The 16849-nt window shown below is 69.5% G+C and carries 15 protein-coding genes; 8 read left to right on the forward strand and 7 right to left on the reverse strand.

Annotation, left to right across the window (positions count from 1 at the left end):
• Complete coding sequence (locus tag WDU93_RS04060) at positions 1-1482, reverse strand: fumarylacetoacetate hydrolase family protein (RefSeq protein WP_337317807.1); 1482 nt, start codon at positions 1480-1482, stop codon at positions 1-3.
• A gap of 111 nt (positions 1483-1593) precedes the next feature.
• On the opposite strand from WDU93_RS04060, the gene WDU93_RS04065 reads away from it, so the two are divergent.
• Positions 1594-2988, forward strand: a complete 1395-nt coding sequence (locus tag WDU93_RS04065) for an MFS transporter (RefSeq protein ID WP_337317809.1) — start codon at positions 1594-1596, stop codon at positions 2986-2988.
• Between the two features lie 58 nt (positions 2989-3046).
• Here WDU93_RS04065 and WDU93_RS04070 read toward each other — a convergent pair whose 3' ends face one another.
• Both WDU93_RS04070 and WDU93_RS04075 read right to left on the reverse strand, forming a co-directional pair.
• On the reverse strand, positions 3047-3451 hold the full coding sequence (locus WDU93_RS04070) for an HtaA domain-containing protein (protein ID WP_337317811.1): 405 nt from the start codon (positions 3449-3451) through the stop codon (positions 3047-3049).
• Positions 3448-4365, reverse strand: a complete 918-nt coding sequence (locus WDU93_RS04075; RefSeq protein WP_337317813.1) for a LysR family transcriptional regulator — start codon at positions 4363-4365, stop codon at positions 3448-3450. The genes WDU93_RS04070 and WDU93_RS04075 overlap by 4 nt, the downstream gene beginning before the upstream one ends.
• Positions 4366-4466: 101 nt before the next feature.
• Here WDU93_RS04075 and WDU93_RS04080 point away from each other — a divergent pair, with 101 nt between their 5' ends.
• Positions 4467-7409, forward strand: coding sequence for a cytochrome P450 (locus WDU93_RS04080; protein WP_337317815.1), 2943 nt, complete (start codon positions 4467-4469; stop codon positions 7407-7409).
• A 31-nt stretch (positions 7410-7440) separates the two neighbouring features.
• Here WDU93_RS04080 and WDU93_RS04085 read toward each other — a convergent pair whose 3' ends face one another.
• From WDU93_RS04085 to WDU93_RS04095, 3 genes are read right to left on the reverse strand one after another with little or no spacing between them, the layout of a single operon-like run.
• Positions 7441-7689, reverse strand: coding sequence for a DUF2630 family protein (locus tag WDU93_RS04085; RefSeq protein WP_337317817.1), 249 nt, complete (start codon positions 7687-7689; stop codon positions 7441-7443).
• A gap of 20 nt (positions 7690-7709) precedes the next feature.
• Complete coding sequence (locus WDU93_RS04090) at positions 7710-8069, reverse strand: UBP-type zinc finger domain-containing protein (RefSeq protein WP_337317819.1); 360 nt, start codon at positions 8067-8069, stop codon at positions 7710-7712.
• Positions 8070-8119: 50 nt separating this feature from the next.
• The gene (locus tag WDU93_RS04095) at positions 8120-8812 is read right to left on the reverse strand and encodes an IclR family transcriptional regulator (protein ID WP_337317822.1); all 693 of its coding nucleotides are present in this window, start codon (positions 8810-8812) and stop codon (positions 8120-8122) included.
• Between the two features lie 152 nt (positions 8813-8964).
• Between WDU93_RS04095 and WDU93_RS04100 the strand changes: the two genes are divergently transcribed.
• The 6 genes from WDU93_RS04100 to WDU93_RS04125 all read left to right on the forward strand — a co-directional run bounded on the left by WDU93_RS04100 (position 8965) and on the right by WDU93_RS04125 (position 14894).
• Positions 8965-10836, forward strand: coding sequence for an FAD-dependent monooxygenase (locus tag WDU93_RS04100; RefSeq protein ID WP_337317824.1), 1872 nt, complete (start codon positions 8965-8967; stop codon positions 10834-10836).
• Positions 10837-10920: 84 nt separating this feature from the next.
• A complete protein-coding gene (locus WDU93_RS04105) occupies positions 10921-11877 on the forward strand; it encodes an ABC transporter ATP-binding protein (RefSeq protein ID WP_337317826.1) in 957 nt (318 codons plus the stop codon).
• 3 nt (positions 11878-11880) lie between these two features.
• Positions 11881-12636, forward strand: a complete 756-nt coding sequence (locus tag WDU93_RS04110; protein WP_337317827.1) for an ABC transporter permease — start codon at positions 11881-11883, stop codon at positions 12634-12636.
• A gap of 10 nt (positions 12637-12646) precedes the next feature.
• Entirely contained in the window at positions 12647-13810 is a 1164-nt protein-coding gene (locus tag WDU93_RS04115) for a histidine kinase (RefSeq protein ID WP_337317829.1), read from the forward strand.
• Positions 13804-14442 carry a response regulator transcription factor gene (locus tag WDU93_RS04120; protein ID WP_337317831.1) on the forward strand — a complete coding sequence of 213 codons (639 nt, stop codon included), beginning with the start codon at positions 13804-13806 and terminating at the stop codon, positions 14440-14442. Before WDU93_RS04115 ends, WDU93_RS04120 begins: the two co-directional genes overlap by 7 nt.
• 74 nt (positions 14443-14516) lie before the next feature.
• A complete protein-coding gene (locus WDU93_RS04125; RefSeq protein WP_337317833.1) occupies positions 14517-14894 on the forward strand; it encodes a VOC family protein in 378 nt (125 codons plus the stop codon).
• Positions 14895-14912: 18 nt separating this feature from the next.
• Here WDU93_RS04125 and WDU93_RS04130 read toward each other — a convergent pair whose 3' ends face one another.
• Complete coding sequence (locus WDU93_RS04130) at positions 14913-16655, reverse strand: thiamine pyrophosphate-binding protein (RefSeq protein ID WP_337317836.1); 1743 nt, start codon at positions 16653-16655, stop codon at positions 14913-14915.
• Positions 16656-16849 lie beyond the last annotated feature (194 nt).

Here is a 16849-nt window from a genome sequence, read left to right on the forward strand (position 1 = left end):
TCACGCTCCGCGCTCGGCGTCGTAGCGTGCCCGCCACTGCGCATTCATCGGGAACAGTCCGTCGACGGGGTGCCCCTCGGCCACGCGCGCCGCGATCCAGGCATCCTCGACCTCCTGCGCGGCGGCCGCCTCGGCGACCTCGGCCGCCAGGTGCGGCGGGATGACGATGACGCCGTCGGCGTCGCCGACGATGATGTCGCCCGGCTGCACGGTCGTGCCGCCGCAGGCGATCGTCAGGTCGACATCCCACGGCACGTGCTTGCGTCCGAGAACGGCGGGGTGGGCGCCGGAGGTGTAGACGGGGATGCCGACGGCGGTGACCGCATCCGCATCCCGCACGCCGCCGTCGGTGATGATGCCGGCCGCGCCGCGGGCGTGGGCGCGGATCGCGAGGACGTCGCCCAGCGTGCCCGAACCGGTTTCGCCGCGGGCCTCGATCACGAGCACCTCGCCTTCGCCGACGGCGTCGAAGGCGCGTTTCTGTGCGTTGTAGCCGCCACCGTGCGAGACGAAGAGGTCTTCACGGCCCGGCACGAAGCGCAGCGTCTTGGCGGTGCCGACGAGTTTGGTGTCGGGGTGCAGCGGGCGCACCCCGTCGATCGTGACGTTGTTGAGCCCGCGTTTGCGCAGTTGCTGCGAGAGCCCGGCCACGGGGGTCTCGTGCAGCAGGGCGCGTAGCTCGGCGGTGAGCACGGGCGCTGCCGGCGTCAGGCCGGCGGCCGCGGCCGAGCCCCAGGCCTCGGTGCGCTGGGTGTCGTCGACGGCGGGCAGCGAACCGACAGCCGCGTCGTAGGCGATCTCGGGCCCGTCGACCACGGTGGTCACGAGGCGGCCGGAGGTCTGGCCGGTGGCGGGGGCGTCGACCTCGACCACGACGACGTCGCCCGGCACGATCACCGATGAGCCCGCCGGGGTGCCGGTGAGGATGACATCGCCGCGTTCGAGCGTGAAGTGCTGGGAGAGGTCGGCGACGAACTGGGCGAGGGGGAAGATGAGGTCGGGGGTCTCGCCGTCCTGCACGAGCTCGTCGTTGACCCAGGTGCGCACGCGCAGCGCGGTGGGGTCGAGTTCGCGGGCATCCATCAGGTGCGGGCCGAGCGGCGTGTAGCCGTCGCCACCCTTGGAGCGCACGTTGGAGCCCTTGTCGTTCGCGCGCAGGTCATAGAGTCCGAGGTCGTTGGCCGCCGTGACCCAGCCGACGTGCTCCCAGGCCCGGTCGAGCGGGATGTGGCGCCCGGGCGTTCCGATGACGAGGGCGATCTCGCCTTCGAAGGCGAGCAGCTCGGTGCCGGCGGGGCGCTCGATGGTGCCGCCGGAGGCGGCCACAGAGCTCGAGGCCTTGAAGAAGTACGAGGGCTGCGCGGGCCGGCGGCCGCGCTGGGCGGCGCGGGATTCGTAGCTGAGGTGCACGGCGATGATCTTGCCTGGACGGCCGGGCAGGGCGGTGAATCGCGGGTCTGCGGTGTGGTTCTCGGTGTTCATGAGCTCCCTCGCTCTTGCGGTGTATCTGAAATCGTATATGATCCTTGGTCAACGGGCAAGGACCAAACCTCGCCGGACAACGACGTCTCACGACATAGGAGTCACCCCCTGATGAGCGCAACACCCACACCCGCCCACCCCGAGGGATTCACCCCTACGGGCACCATCGCCACTCACGCCGATCGGCGACGCGTGGTCTTCGCCACGGTCGTCGGCACCACTGTCGAGTGGTACGACTTCTTCATCTACGCCCAGGCTGCGGCACTGGTCTTCGCGACCGTCTTCTTCGAACCTGCGGGAGCCGGCTTCGCCGCGATCCTCTCGTTCGCGTCGGTCGGCATCAGCTTCCTCTTCCGCCCGCTCGGCGCCTTCCTCGCCGGGCACCTGGGCGACCGCTACGGTCGTCGCGTGGTGCTGATGCTCACCCTGATCCTGATGGGTGTCGCGACGACTCTCGTCGGCCTGCTGCCGACGTATGCCGCCATCGGCATCGCGGCGCCGATCCTGCTGATCTTCCTGCGTATCGTGCAGGGCATCTCGGCGGGTGGTGAGTGGGGCGGTGCCGTACTCATGGCGGTCGAGCACGCGCCCAAGACCAAGCGTGGTCTGTTCGGCGCCTCGCCGCAGATCGGCGTGCCGCTCGGCATGCTCCTCGCGTCGGCGATCATGGCGATCATGACAGTGATCGCACCCGGAGACGCCTTCCTCGAGTGGGGCTGGCGAATCCCGTTCCTGCTCTCCTTCGTGCTGATCCTCGTCGGCTATTACATCCGCCGCCGCGTCGAGGAGAGCCCGGTCTTCACTGAGATCGCCGAGCGTCGCGAAGCGACCAAGATGCCGATCGTCCAGCTGTTCCGCAAGCATTGGTTGCTCGTGCTCATCGCGGCCCTGGTGTTCGCGGGCAACAACGCCGTCGGATACATGACCACCGGCGGATACATCCAGGGCTACGCCACCAACCCCGAGGGCCCGATCGGGCTCGAGCGCGGGCCGGTGCTGTGGGCCGCTGCCGCGGCCTCGGTCGTCTGGCTCCTGTCGACCTGGTTCGCCGGATGGGTCTCCGACCGCATCGGCAGGCGCACCACCTACATCATCGGCTGGCTGCTGATGCTCCCGGCGATCTTCGCGCTGTTCCCGCTCGTCAACCGCGGCGACATCACCTCGTTGACGCTGGCGTTGTGCCTGCTCGCCGTCGGGCTCGGGTTCACCTATGGCCCGCAGGCGGCGCTGTACACCGAGCTGTTCCCGGCCTCCATCCGGTTCTCGGGCGTCTCGATCTCGTACGCGATCGGCGCGATCCTCGGTGGCGCCTTCGCTCCCACGATTGCGCAGGCGATCGTGCAGGCGACCGGCTCGACCAGCGGTGTCACCTGGTACCTGACCGCGATGGTGCTGATCGGGCTGACCGCCACGCTTCTGCTCAAGGACCGCAGCGGTATCCCGCTCGGTCCCGACCACGAGGCCGAGCAGTCGGTGAGCCCGATCTACGGTCTCGCCAAGGCCTGATCGGAAGACGCCGACGAAGAGGGGCCCGGCCAGTGGTCGGGCCCCTCTTCGCGTCTGATCAGTCCACGATCCTCGGGTCGTCGAGCGCGGTTCCATCGCTATACGGCCCGAAGAACAGGTCGGCGCCGTCATCGGTCAGCACCGTGCCGGTCGCCCGGCGGCCGTCGAACCGGGCGATCCGGGCGAACACCAGACGAAGCCCTGGATCATCCGGATCGGCGATCGACAGGGTCGCGCCCTCGCTCGTGGGTGTGATCTGCGGATCCGCGATCACCACGCGCATCATGCCGTGGTGCCCGAGCAACGTGATCGATCCCGTGAAGCGGCCGGGGCCGGCGTCTGTTGCTGGAAAGAGAAACAGCCCGTCCTGCTCGGTGACCCCCGTGAGCTCGACCCGCCCATCAGGCATCCCACGGACGTACCTCAGTAGCGAGTCCTTCACCCCCCACGCCAGCGCCGTCATATGCGTGGTCCCGGCCAGCGGATCGACCTGGCGAAGTCGATCAAGGCCCGCGTGCGAGGGGTGGGGGGCGGAGAGGTCGGCCAGATGACCTCGATGCCGACAGGGGGTACCGGCGGGGAGATCTCCTTCATCAGCACAGGGTAGCCCTCGTACGTGGCCGGGTTCGCGGGGCGCTGCACGAGGATGCCGTATCCCAGGCCACGCCCCACGAGAGTGCGCACGGCCTCGTAGCTTGCGGTGCGGTGGCGGATGCGCGGGGTCAGCCCGAGGGCCGTGAACAGTGACAGAGTGTGCTGGCTCGACGGCGGCGCGTCGAGCAGGATGAGATCCCGGTCGGCGAGCTGTTCAAGCGCCAGCGTCTCATGCCCTGCAAAGGGGTCATCGGCGGCGAGGAGCACGTGCGCCGGCAACTCGAAAAGGCGCTCCCGGCGAGGGTTGCCTGGCACGAGGGTGTCGTAGACGAACGCGACGTCGACGGCCCCTGCGCTCAGGCGGCCGTCGAGTTCGTCGTGCGTCGCCTCGATGATCTGCAGCTGCACGCGGGGGTGAGCCGCGCCGAACTCGGCCAGCAGCGGGGGGAGCACGGTGGGGGCAAGGGTGGGATAGCAGCCGATCGTGATGGGTCCGGCGAGTTCGCCCTCGGCTGAGCGGAGGTCTCGGACGATCTCGTCGGCCTCGACCAACAGCGCACGACCGCGGGTGACGACCAGTTCGCCGGCGCTGGTGAGCGTCAGTCCATGGGCACGTCGCCGGATGGTGAGTTTCTCTCCGAGTGCGGTCTCGAGTTCGGTGAGTGCGTCGGAGATCGCCGAGGGCGAGACGTGCAGGCGGGTCGATGCCCCGGCGATGGTGCCGGCTTCGGCGGCCGCGACGAGATACGACAGCTGGCGGAGGGTGAAGCCCGGTGCATCCATTATTCGATCATTCCGATGTTCTTGTGCGATTAACACCGCTTTTGTCAGATTAGTCCTGACGCGATACTCGAAGGACACGGACACGACGAAGAGGACGTGAGATGAGTATCGAGGCTCCTATCGCCGACTGGGTGAGCATCCCGGATCTTTACGACGACCCGTTCCCGATCTATGACCGGCTGCGTGCCGAGGGCGGTGTGCACTGGGTGCCCGCGGTCGGCCGCTACCTCATCACCTCGTACCGCGCCGTGCACGAGACCGAACTCGATCAGGAGCTGTTCTCGGCCGATGAGCAGGGCTCACTGCAGATTCGCGCCATGGGACACTCGATGCTCCGTCGGGACGACCCCGAGCACTATCTCGAGCGTCGTGCCTGGCAGCCCGTGCTACGCCCAGGGGTGGTCAAGCGCACCTGGACATCGGTCTTCGAGCGCAACGCACGCCGGTATCTCGATGAGATGGCCGAAAAAGGGCAGGATGCCGATCTGATCTGGGATTTCGCCGCGCCTTACGCCGCCGAAAACCTCCGAGAGATCATCGGCTTGCACAACGTCAGCCAACAGGACATGCAGCGCTGGTCGCAGACCATGATCGACGCGACCGGAAACTATGCCGACGACCCGGAGGTCTGGGCCAAGGGCAAGCGCTCGTTCGACGAGGTCGATGACGCGCTCGATGAGATGCTCCGCTGGCACGCCACGCACCCCGACCATTCCCTGCTGTCGCAACTGCTGCGCATTCCCGACTACGAGATGCCGATCGACCGCATCCGCGCAAACGTGAAGATGACCATCGGTGGGGGGCTGAACGAGCCGCGCGACGCCCTCGGCGTGGCCGCCTGGGCGCTGCTCACCCACCCCGAGCAGCGAGCCGCCATCGCCGCCGACCCGTCGCTGTGGCAGGCCGCCTTCGACGAGTCGCTACGGTGGATCGCGCCGATCGGCCTCTACTCGCGACAGGTCACCCGCGACGCGGTGCTCGAGGGCGTGCGACTGCCTGCCGGGGCCCGGCTGGGCATCTGCATCCTCTCGGCGAACCGCGACGAGAGCCTGTGGCCGGACGGCGAGCGATTCGATATCCAGCGTGAGGTCAAACCTCACCTCGCATTCGGCAAAGGCGTGCATGTCTGCCTCGGTGCGTGGGTGGCCAGGGCACAGGTCGCCGACATCGGTCTACCGATGCTGTTCCGGCGCTTGGAAGGGCTGCGGGTGTCTGCCACCCGCCCCGCAGAAGTCGGCGGCTGGGTGTTCCGCGGCATGCTGGCGCTCCCCGTCTCCTGGGATACGGTGCGAGACGAGAGCGCCGAGCCCGAACGTGCGCCGGTCGAGGGCGCCGCGCCGAGGATCGCCGTGGTCGGTGCGGGGCCGGCCGGATGCTTCACGGCACAAGCTCTGCGCCGCACCTTCCCGTCGGCCGGGATCGAGGTCTTCGATCGGATGCCGACGCCATACGGTCTCGTGCGCTACGGCGTCGCCGCCGACCACCAGGGGACGAAATCGGTGGCGCACCAGTTCGCCCGGCTGTTCGCCCATGAGGGCGTGCGCTTGCGGGGGAACGTCGACATCGGCGCAGGTCTCACCGTCGACGATCTGCGCGCCGCATATGACGCCGTGGTGTTGGCCACCGGGATGCACGCGGACGCCCGACTGCCCGTTCCCGGTGCGGACCATCCGCGCGTGCACGGTGCAGGGCGGATCACCCGTCTGCTGAATGCGCATCCTGATGAGCCGGCCGCGCCCGAACTCGGTGAGGACATCGTCATCGTCGGACACGGCAACGTCGCCGTCGACATCGTGCGAATGCTCACCCGCGACCCGCACGGTCTCGTCGGCTCGGACGTCGCCGACGACGCTCGCGAGCGCCTGAACGCCCGTATACGCACCGTGCATATGGTGGGCCGCAGTGCGCCGGAGCGGGCCAAGTTCGACCCGGTGATGGTGCGTGAGCTGGCAGGCCTCGACGGTGTGCGCCACGTCGTGCACGGGGTGGATCGGCCTTCGGACAGCGGCAAGGACGCGCGGCTCGATGCCGTGCGCGCACTCGCCGATGCGGATCCGGGTATCGAACGGGTGCGCGTGGAGTGGTGGTTCGGTCTGGCGCCGACATCAGTCGACCTCGATGCCGGACGCGTGGTGTTCGAGAGTGCGCGGGGTGAGGTCGTGCTCGCCGCCGACGATGTCATCACCGCTGTCGGCTTCGCAGGAGTCGGCGGCGCCGACCCGATGGCGCCGGAGGACGGGCGCCTCGCGGCCGGCCTGTACACGGCGGGGTGGCTGCGTCGCGGCCCCCGCGGCACCATTCCTGATCAGCGCATCGACGCGCGAGGCCTCGCCCGCACGATCGCTGACGACATCGCCGGTGGGCGGGTGGGCACCGGGGCTGAGGGCCTGCCGGTGCAGGCGGGAGAGGTGGACTTCGACGGGTGGCGGCGGATCGACGTGCGTGAGCGGCTCGGGGCTGCGCCCGGGCGTGAGCGCGCGAAGCTCCGCACCAGGGCCGCCCAGCTCGAGGCGGCCGGTGACACCCAGCTCCTGCTTCCCACGGAGAAGACCGTGGAGACGCGGCTGGGCGCGGACCTGCCCGTCTCGATCCTGTTCGCCACCGAGTCGGGCGGCGCCGAGCTCGTCGCCGAAGAACTGCGGCGCGCGCTGGGCGAGGCCGGTGACGTCCGGGTGTTCGATCTGGGTGCCACCACGCCGGAGCAGCTCGACCGCGAGCGGGTGCACGTGCTCGTGTGTTCGACCTACGGTGACGGCGAGGTGCCGACGAGTGCACGACCGTTCCATGCGTCACTGCGGGGCGGCACGCACGACCTCGGCGGGCTGCGCTACGCCGTGTTCGGGATGGGGGACCGCAGCTACACCCGTACCTACTCCCGCGGTAGCGAGATGATCGACGAGGCGCTCGCCGCCTGTGGCGCAGAGCGGTTCGGAGAGTACGGGCGGCATGACGCCGGGGGGCCGTTGCCTGCTGCCGAGGCCGCCCTGGAGTGGCTGCAGGGCGTGCTCGCTGAACTCGCCGAGCCGGTCTCGGTGCACAGGTGATGTGTCGCCGGAGGTTCGGTGACGGGGGTGCTCAGCCCTCGTACCCCTCGACTTGCTCGACGGATCGCGGGCGGGCGTCGTCGGGGTCCTGTCCCGCGTCGCGCTCGGCCTGACGGCGGCGCAGCAGGTCCCACAGCTGGTCGAGGTGGTCCTCGAGGCCGGCGATGCGGTTGTTCTCGTGCTCCTGGCTGATGCGTCCTGCGGCGAGGTCGGCGCGCAACGAACGTTCCTCCTCGATCGCCGCCGCGATCTCGTCGCGGATGCTGTGGTCGCTCGTCATTGGCTGCTCCTCGTGCGTCGTCAGTGGATGAGTTCGCGCCAGTTCGCCGGCACCCGGTCGGCAGGTCCGGGAACGCTCTGCGACTCAGGGCGGCTCTCCGGCGGTGCGAGGTCGGGCCCGCTCGCGAACATCTCCTGGGTGCCGAAGTCGAAGTACCACGCCTCGCCCGGCTCGAAGCTGCGGATCAGGGCATGCCCGGTCTCGGTGTAGTGGGCCGTGGAGTGCTGCCCGGGCGAGGTGTCACAGCATCCGATGTGTCCGCACGCCGCGCAGCGACGCAGGTGCACCCACCAGCCTCCGCTCTGCTCGCACTCGAGACATCCCTCGCCCGAAGGCGGAATCGTGACGTCGATCTCTTCTTCTGCGGTTCCGTCGGCCATAGCGACACAGTACGCGGCCGACCGGTGCCCGGGTCAAGGGTGTGTGCGGATCAGCCGTCCAGCGCCGTGCGAATGACGGAGGCCGATCGCGCGAGGACGGCGGCGATCTCCGCCTCGGGCGCGGGGGAGGCGACGTGGACGACGGCGATGGCGGCGGGGCGCTGACCGCGCAGGCGCAGCGGGACGGCCACGGAGCGCACGGTGGGGATGACCTCGTCGTGGCTGGTCGCGTAGCCGCGCGCGACGATCTGCTCGACCTCGGCGCGCAGCTGCGGCGTGACATCCGGCCAGGTCGCGGGCGGGAGGAGCGAGAGCACGGCCTTGCCGGGGGCACCGCGGGTGATCGGATGCCGTGACCCCGGGCGCTGGGCGACGCTGGCGATCGCGTGGCGGGGCTCGACGCTGGCGAGGGTGATGCACTCGTCGCCGTCGAGCACGGCCAACAGGCAGGTCATACCCAGCTCGTTGGCCACAGCGGTGAGTTCGGGGAGGGCCTCGGCCTGGAGGTCGTTCGCGACGCCGGCCGCCAGCGCGGCCATCCGCGCGCCCAGCGATACGGCGCCGGAGGAGTCGCGGGAGACCAGGTGGTGATCCTCGAGCGTGCGGAGCAGGCGGTACGCGACCGAGCGGTGCACTTCGAGGCGCTCGGCGATCTCGTCGATGCTCAGCGGGGAGGCGGCGTCGGCGAGGATCTCGAGGATGCGGATGCCGCGGCTGAGCGTCTGAGAGGCGGGTGCGGTCATCGTGATGCTCCTCGTCTGGATCGTGGGCGCGCTTGTGCTCAGCGGGCTGTGCGCCTACCATGTGTTCAATAGTAGAACTTCGTGTTCGAATATAGAACACATCGAGAAGAATCTGCAATCCCGACACCGACGTCCGGAAGGAATCGACGACGATGCAGTTCCACCACCACGGCTATGTGTCCGCTGACCCGCGCGTTCTGCCTGCAGAGGGTCTCGGTGTCGATCGCGCCGACGAACTCCCCGACGAGATGGACGTGCTGATCGTCGGCTCCGGCCCCGCGGGCATGCTGCTGGCAGCACAGATGTCGCAGTATCCGCACATCTCGACGCGGATCATCGAGAAGCGCGACGGCCGCCTCGTGCTCGGCCAGGCCGACGGCATCCAGCCCCGCAGCGTCGAGACGTTCCAGGCGTTCGGTTTCGCCGAGCGGATCACGGCCGAGGCGTACAACATCGGCTGGATGAACTTCTGGGGCCCCAACCCCGAGAACCCGCGTGAGATCGTGCGCACCTCGCGCACCGCCGACTACGCCTACGACATCTGCGAGTTCCCCCACCTCATCGTGAACCAGGCACGCGTGCTCGACTACTTCGCCGAAGCCGCGGCCGACGGCCCCGGCCGCATCCGCCCCGACTACGGGGTCGAGTTCACGGGTCTCACCGTGCACGAGCACGGCGAGTACCCGGTCGAGGTTCAGGTGCGCCACCTCGCCGGTGACAGGGCCGGCGAAGAGCGCACCATCCGCGCCAAGTACGTCGTCGGCTGCGACGGCGCGCGCAGCGGCGTGCGCGAGGCGATCGGCCGCACGCACGTCGGGGGGATCTCCGCGCACGCCTGGGGCGTCATGGACGTGCTCGTGAACACCGACTTCCCCGACTGGCGCACCAAGTGCGCCATCAATTCCGCCGCGGGCAACATCCTGCACATCCCGCGCGAGGGCGGCTACCTCAGCCGCATGTACATCGACCTCGGTGAGGTCGCCGCCGACGACGACCACCGGGTGCGGCAGACCCCGATCGAGGAGATCATCCGCCGGGCGAACGAGATCCTCTTCCCCTACGCGATCGACGTCAAGCAGGTCGCCTGGCACAGTGTGTACGAGGTCGGTCACCGCGTCACCGACGGCTTCGACGACGTGATCGACGGCTCGGGCCGCACCCCGCACGTCTTCCTCACCGGCGACGCCTGCCACACGCACAGCGCGAAGGCCGGTCAGGGCATGAACGTCTCGATGCAGGACGGCTTCAACCTCGGTTGGAAGCTCGGCAGCGTGCTCAGCGGGCTCGCCCCCGAGGCGCTGCTGGCCACCTACGGCGCGGAGCGCCGCCCCGTCGCCCAGCAGCTGATCGACTTCGACAAGGAGTGGTCGAGCCTCATGGCCCGCAAGCCCGAAGAGATCTCCGACCCCAACGAGCTCGCGACCTACTACTTGGCCACGGCCGAGTTCCCCTCGGGGTTCATGACGCAGTACACGGCGTCGATGATCACGGGCTCCGATGCGCATCAGAGTCTCGCCGGCGGCTTCCCGCTCGGCAAGCGGTTCAAGTCGGCCGAGGTCGTGCGCGTCGGCGACGGCAACGTCGTGCACCTGGGCCACCATGCCCAGGCCGACGGCCGGTTCCGGGTGTACGCCTTCGGCGACCGCACCGGGGCGGGGCTGGACGCCTGGGCCGAAGCGGCCGCGCCGGTGTTCGCCCGCTTCACCCCGACGGATGCCGACACCGATGCCGTGTTCGACGTGAAGGCGATCTACCAGCAGCCCTATGAAGAACTCGAGGTCACCACGGCTCCGCCGCTCTTCCAGCCGCAGACCGGCCCGCTCGGGCTGACCGACTGGGAGAAGGTCTATGCCGCAGGCCCCAGCAAGTGGTGCGAGACCGACATCTTCGCCGCGCGTGAACTCTCGCGTGACGGCGTGGTCGTGCTCGTCCGCCCCGATCAGTACGTCGCAGCGATCCTCCCGCTGGATGCCGTCGACGAGCTCGCTTCGCACCTCGAAGGTCTGCTGCTGCCGGCATCCTGATCGCGCGTGGACGTGACGAGTGTCATGTCCACGACATGACGTCTCCCTCCGGCGTCGGTGGCGCGCGACCGTGACGCTGGAGGCATGAACACGATCGAACAGGATGTTCCCCGGCACGTGGCATCCGCGCTGCTGCCCGAGCCGGTCATCGAGTTGAGCGGGGTGACGCGTCACTTCGGCGTCGGCGCGCAGCGCGTGCGGGCCGTGGATGGCATCGACCTCACCGTCAGACGGGGCGAGATCGTCGCGCTGCTCGGGCCGAACGGCGCGGGCAAGACGACCACGCTCGACATGCTGCTCGGACTCACCGCACCCGACCGCGGATCGGTGCAGGTGCGGGGAACCCACCCGGCCCGCGCCGCGCGCGCAGGCACCATCGCTGCGGTGTTGCAGACCGGGGGTCTTCTGTCTGACCTCACCGTCGGTGAGACCGTGCACCTGATCGCATCCCTGCACGGGCGCGGAGCGCTCGCCCGAGTTCCGGATGTGATGCAGCGCGCCGACCTCGAACACCTCGCGCGGCGCCGCGTGGCGAAGTGCTCGGGCGGTGAGCAGCAGCGGGTGCGGTTCGCCCTCGCCCTCGTCGCCGCACCGGAGATCCTCGTGCTCGACGAGCCGACCGCGGGGATGGACGTCACCGCTCGTCGCCGGTTCTGGGACGTCATGCGGGCGGATGCCGACGCCGGCCGCACGATCGTCTTCGCGACGCACTACCTGCAGGAGGCCGAGCAGTTCGCCCGTCGCACCGTGGTGATGCACCACGGGCGGATCGTGGCCGACGGCGCAACAGATCAGCTCCGCACAGGGGTGGGAGCCCGCACCATCGCGGCGACGCTGGCTGAGGGTGAACAGGATCCGCTTGTGCCCCTCCTTCGTTCCGCCCCCGATGTCACCGACCTTCACGTCGACGCCGGCCGGATCACGCTTCGCACCGCGAACTCCGACGCCGTTGCCGCACGCCTGCTCGCGGCCGGTGCGCACGATCTTGAGATCGCCGTGCCGACGCTCGAAACCGCCTTCACGGCACTCACGGAGGACTGACGCATGGTGATATCACCGACCATGCTGCGCATCGAGGGCGTGCGGCAATTGCGCAACCCGTACACGCTCGCCTTCACCCTCGCGATGCCTGTCGTGACGTACCTGGTCTTCGGCGGCAGCGCCGAGTACGGTGCCGAGTCGGCCGGGCACGGCAACGTGGCGTTCTACGTGATGGTGTCGATGGCCGCGTACGGCACCGCCGTCGCGATGAGCTCGCTCACCTCCCTCGCGGCGGCCGAGGCCAAGCAAGGATGGGGGCGACAGCTGGCGATGACGCCGCTCGGCACGGCTGGGTACGCCATCACCAAGGTGCTCAGCGCGTGGTCGTTCGCGGTGCTCGCTGTGCTCGCGGTGTTCACGGCCGGAGTGCTCACCGGGGCACGTGCGGATGACCCCTGGCGCTGGTTCGCCAGCGCTGCGATCATCCTCGGGCTCGGACTCATCTACGGTCTGTACGGTCTGGGAGTCGGGCTGTTCTTCAACGCCGACTCCTCGGCCGCGCTCGCCTCGATCTCGCTGACGTTCTTCGCGTTCTTCGGCAACGTCTTCCTGCCGCTGGACGGTGTGATGCTCGACATCGCCCGCTTCACCCCGCTGTACGGCTACGTCGCACTGAGCCGGTGGCCGCTGACCGACGGCGTGCTCACGACCGGACAGGCCGACCCGCAGTGGCAGGCGCTGCTGAACGTGGCGATCTGGACGCTGGTCTTCGGCGCGCTGGTGCTGGCCGGGGTCCGCCGTTCCCGGCGTCGACAGTAGGGTGGGGGCGATGATCCGCTCCCGTGCCGGTTCCACGCCCGTCGATTCGGCTCCTGCCCGTTCGGCCAGAGCCGATTCGCCTGGTGCCGCATCGGCCGAGGGCGTCAGGAATCCGTGGGAGCGCTTCGGCTGGTTGATGGCTGTCGTGTGGTTGATCTTCCTCGCCTACCCGGTACGCGCCCTGTGGGAATCGACCGCGCCATTGCCGTGGCTGGTTCTCGGCTGGGCGGCACTGATCGCGTTCGGTGTGCTCTACGTGATCGGATTCATCCGCGGTCTGCGCGGTGCAGGCGGGCTCGGAGTACCGCCGTCCCGGCAGCAGTGGGTGATCTTCTTCGCGCTCATCGTGTGCGCCGCGCTCACGATCCCCGCCGTGGGTGGGAACGCGTTGAGTTTCTTGCCGTTCATCATGGCGTTCGCGTCGTACGGCCTGACCCGCGTGTCGCACTGGGCCTCGTTCATCGCCTCGCTGATCGTGACGGCGGTCGCCGTTGTGGTGCTGCCCGATGGCGAGGACTATCTCATGGTGCTCGCGATCATCGGCTTGCTGGGTGTGGTGAACACCGTGTCGACCTGGCTCATCATCCGCTCTGCTGAGGCCGAGCGTCTTGGGCTGGAACTCGCGACCAGCGAGGGTCGTGAAGCCGTCGCCCGTGACGTGCACGATCTGATCGGGCACTCGCTCACGGTCGTGCAGTTGAAGGCTCAACTCGCCGCCAGGCTCATCGATGTCGACCCGGCTCGCGCGAAGGCGGAGATCGCCGACGTCGCCGCTTTGACGGCCGAGGCACTGGCCGGGGTGCGCTCCACTGTGTCGGGCGCGCGCGCAACGACGCTGGCCGGACAGCTCGCCTCCAGCAGGGAGGGGCTCGACGCTGCCGGTATCTCGCTGCGGATCTACGGTGAGCCCGCGTCGCTGTCTCCGGCCCAGGCGCTCACGGCGGCATGGATCCTCCGCGAAGCGACGACGAACGTCCTCCGGCACGCTCACGCCTCATCTGTGGCCGTGGTCATCGAACCCGGACTATTGCGGATCGAAGACGACGGCCGAGGCGTCGCACAGCCGGAGGGGAGCGGTGTGCGCGGAATGCGTGACCGCGCCGCCGCCGCCGGGGCGGGGCTCGTCATCCGGCCGCGCGGCGAGGGCGGGACGCGGGTGGAGGTCGCATGGTGACCGAAGGGGGCGTCGAGCAGCGGGCCCGCATCCGCCTGCTGATCGCCGATGACCAGGCGCTGGTGCGGGGCGCGCTGGCCGCGCTGCTCGAACTGGAGGACGACCTGGAGGTGGTGGGCACCGCCGCCGACGGCGCCCAGGCGGTGCGCGAGGCGCGAGCGCTGGCGCCGGATGTCTGTCTGATGGATGTGCAGATGCCCGATGTCGACGGCGTCGAAGCGACGTGCCGCGTGGTGGAGGCCAGCCCGCAGACGCGAGTGCTGATCGTCACGACGTTTGCCAGACCGGGCTATCTTCGCTCCGCTCTGGACGCCGGTGCGAGCGGCTTCATCGTGAAAGACACCCCCGCTGAGCGCCTCGCCGACGCCGTGCGCCGCGTGCATTCCGGGTTGCGTGTGCTGGATCCGACCCTGGCGGAGGAGAGTCTCTTCGACGGCGCGAACCCGCTGAGCGAACGAGAACGGCAGGTGCTGCGTCTGGCGGCCGACGGGCGAACGGCGGGCGCGATCGCCGGCGAGATCTACCTGTCGCAGGGGACGGTACGAAATCTGCTGTCAGCGGCGATCGGCAAGACCGGTGCTCAGAACCGTGCACAGGCGGCGCGGATCGCCGGCGACAAAGGGTGGATCTGATGCCCCTGGTGTCGACGATCGCGACGCCCTAGCGTGAGTGCGGGGTGGAGAGGCCGCTCGGGGAGGCGCACACGATGGACTGGAAGATCGAGCTGATCTTCGTGCCGGTGACGGATGTCGACCGCTCGAAGGACTTCTACATGCGGATCGGATTCAACCCCGACCACGACCAGGTGCCGTACGAGGGTCTGCGCTTCGTGCAGATGACCCCGCCCGGTTCGGCGTGCTCGATCGCCTTCGGCACCGGGCTCGACATCCCTCTCGAGCCGGGGCAGCAGAACACGATCCAGGTCGTCGTGCCCGACGCGGATGCCGCGAAGGCGCAGCTCGAGGCGGCGGGCGTCGAGGCCCGAGGCGTGGAAGACCTCGGCTGGGGGCGCTTCGTCTGGTTCGACGACCCCGATGGGAACACGTGGACCCTGCAGCAGCTTCCTGACGACGCCGCCCCGTGAGCGGCGTCCGTGCGGCGGTCAGGAGTTCACGCGGATGATCTCCTCCTGATACGGCGCGACGACGTCGCCGGAGATGCGCAGATCCAACAACAGGAATCGACGGGTCGCCGGGTCTTCGTCGCGCCACGCGGCCAGCCGATCGAGGTCGGCGAGCGTGCGGACGACGACACCCTCTGCGCCGACAGCGGCACCGAATGCGGCGAAGTCGACCTCGGGGATGCGCATCGGGCCCTCGGCCAGCCCCTTCAGGCCGTACAGGTTCACTTCGGCGCCGTAGGCGGCGTCATTCCAGATCACTGCCATGCCCCGCCCGCCGGCGGCGCGCACGGCCGACTCCAGATCGGCGATGGCCATGAGTCCGCCGCCGTCGCCCGAGGTGAGCACCGTCGTCGACTCCGGGCGTGCGGCCGTGGCACCCACGACGCTCGGCCACCCCAGCCCGATCGACTGGAAGGCCGTACCGATCATGATCATGCGGTCGGGCGAGGCCACCGGCCAGTACATGTTCGCCCAGCCGATGAAGTGGCCACCGTCCGAGACGACCACCCGGTCGTCCGGCAGCAGCTCGGCGATGCGCTGCGCTGCCGACCGCGGGTCGAGACGCCCATCGGGGGCGAGCTCGTCGCCCGTGGCGTAGCGGCGGGCCGTCGCGACGTCGATGCTCTCGCGCCAGGGGGTGCGCGCCGTGGCGGGCGCGTGCACAACTCCGGAGAAATCGTCATCCGGGCCGGCTGAACCGCCCGCCACGCCGGGGGCTGTGGCCGGTTCTCCGGAGTTGTGCGCGCCGGCGAGTCGAGCCACGAGCTCCTCGGCCGCCACGCGCGCATCGGCGCGCACGAAGCCGCCCACGTGGGCATGGGTCGCAGCGGGCCCGATGTCGATCTGGAACACCCGCGTCCCCGGCGCGAACAGTGCACCGAACCGCATCGTGAACTGGTTCAGCGAGGCGCCGAAGACCACCGCCACATCGGCGGTGCGGATCAGTTCCATCGCGCCGTCAGCGCCGAAGCCTCCCGTCACGCCGAGGTCGTAGCGGGTGTCGGGGAAGACCCCGCGCCCGAGAGCGGTGGATGCCGTCACCGCACCCGTCGCTGCGGCGAGCGTGCCCAGCGCCTCACCGGCACCGGCCAGCCACGCGCCACGGCCCGCGAGCAGGAAGGGGCGCTCCGCGCCTCGAAGGGCCTCGACGATCTCGTCGAGCATCCCGGCCGCGAACTCCCCGCGAGGGGGGAGGGGCTCGGGCGCCCGCGGCGCCGGCGCGTCCGGCACGGGACCTGCCTCGAGAGCGGCGACGTCGTAGGGGATCGCGAGCACGACTGGCACCCGGTAGGTGAGGGCGTGCTCGATCGCGATCACGGTGGTCGCGGCGGCATCGGCACGGCCGACCGTGTAGGTGCGGGCGCCGACGGCCGAGGCGAGAGCGATCTGGTCGACATCCCACGGGCGAGGGCCGGAGGTCGGCTCATCGCCGACGACGAGCACGAGCGGCACCCGGGCCTGCACCGACTCCGCCAGGGCCGTCAGGGTGTTCGTGAAGCCGGCGCCATAGGTGGCGGTGCCCGCCGCGATGCGGCCGGAGGCACGGAAGTACGCGTCAGCCGCGACCACTGCACCCTGCTCGTGGCGGACGGCCGTGAAGTCGGCATCCGTCTGCCTCTCGAGCGCATCGAGGAAGTAGGCGTTGCCGTTGCCCATCAGGCCGAAGACGGCGTCGACGTGCTGGGCGAGGGTAAGGGCGACGTGGGCGGAGACGCTGGGCATGACGGAGCCTTTCGAGACAGGGACGGAAATCGCGTTGATCCGTATGTGTCTCGCGGCTCCGGCGGCATCGCCGGGTGCTTCGTGCCCCTTTTTCGGGCACCGGCAGCGTCACTGCCGGACCTGCACACTCTATCGCCCTTGACACTGTCGGTGAGCGGATCCGACCCCGTAACATCGACGAAACCTCGAGACGG

Source organism: Microbacterium istanbulense (assembly GCF_037204145.1).
In the GTDB taxonomy this organism is placed as follows: domain Bacteria; phylum Actinomycetota; class Actinomycetes; order Actinomycetales; family Microbacteriaceae; genus Microbacterium; species Microbacterium istanbulense.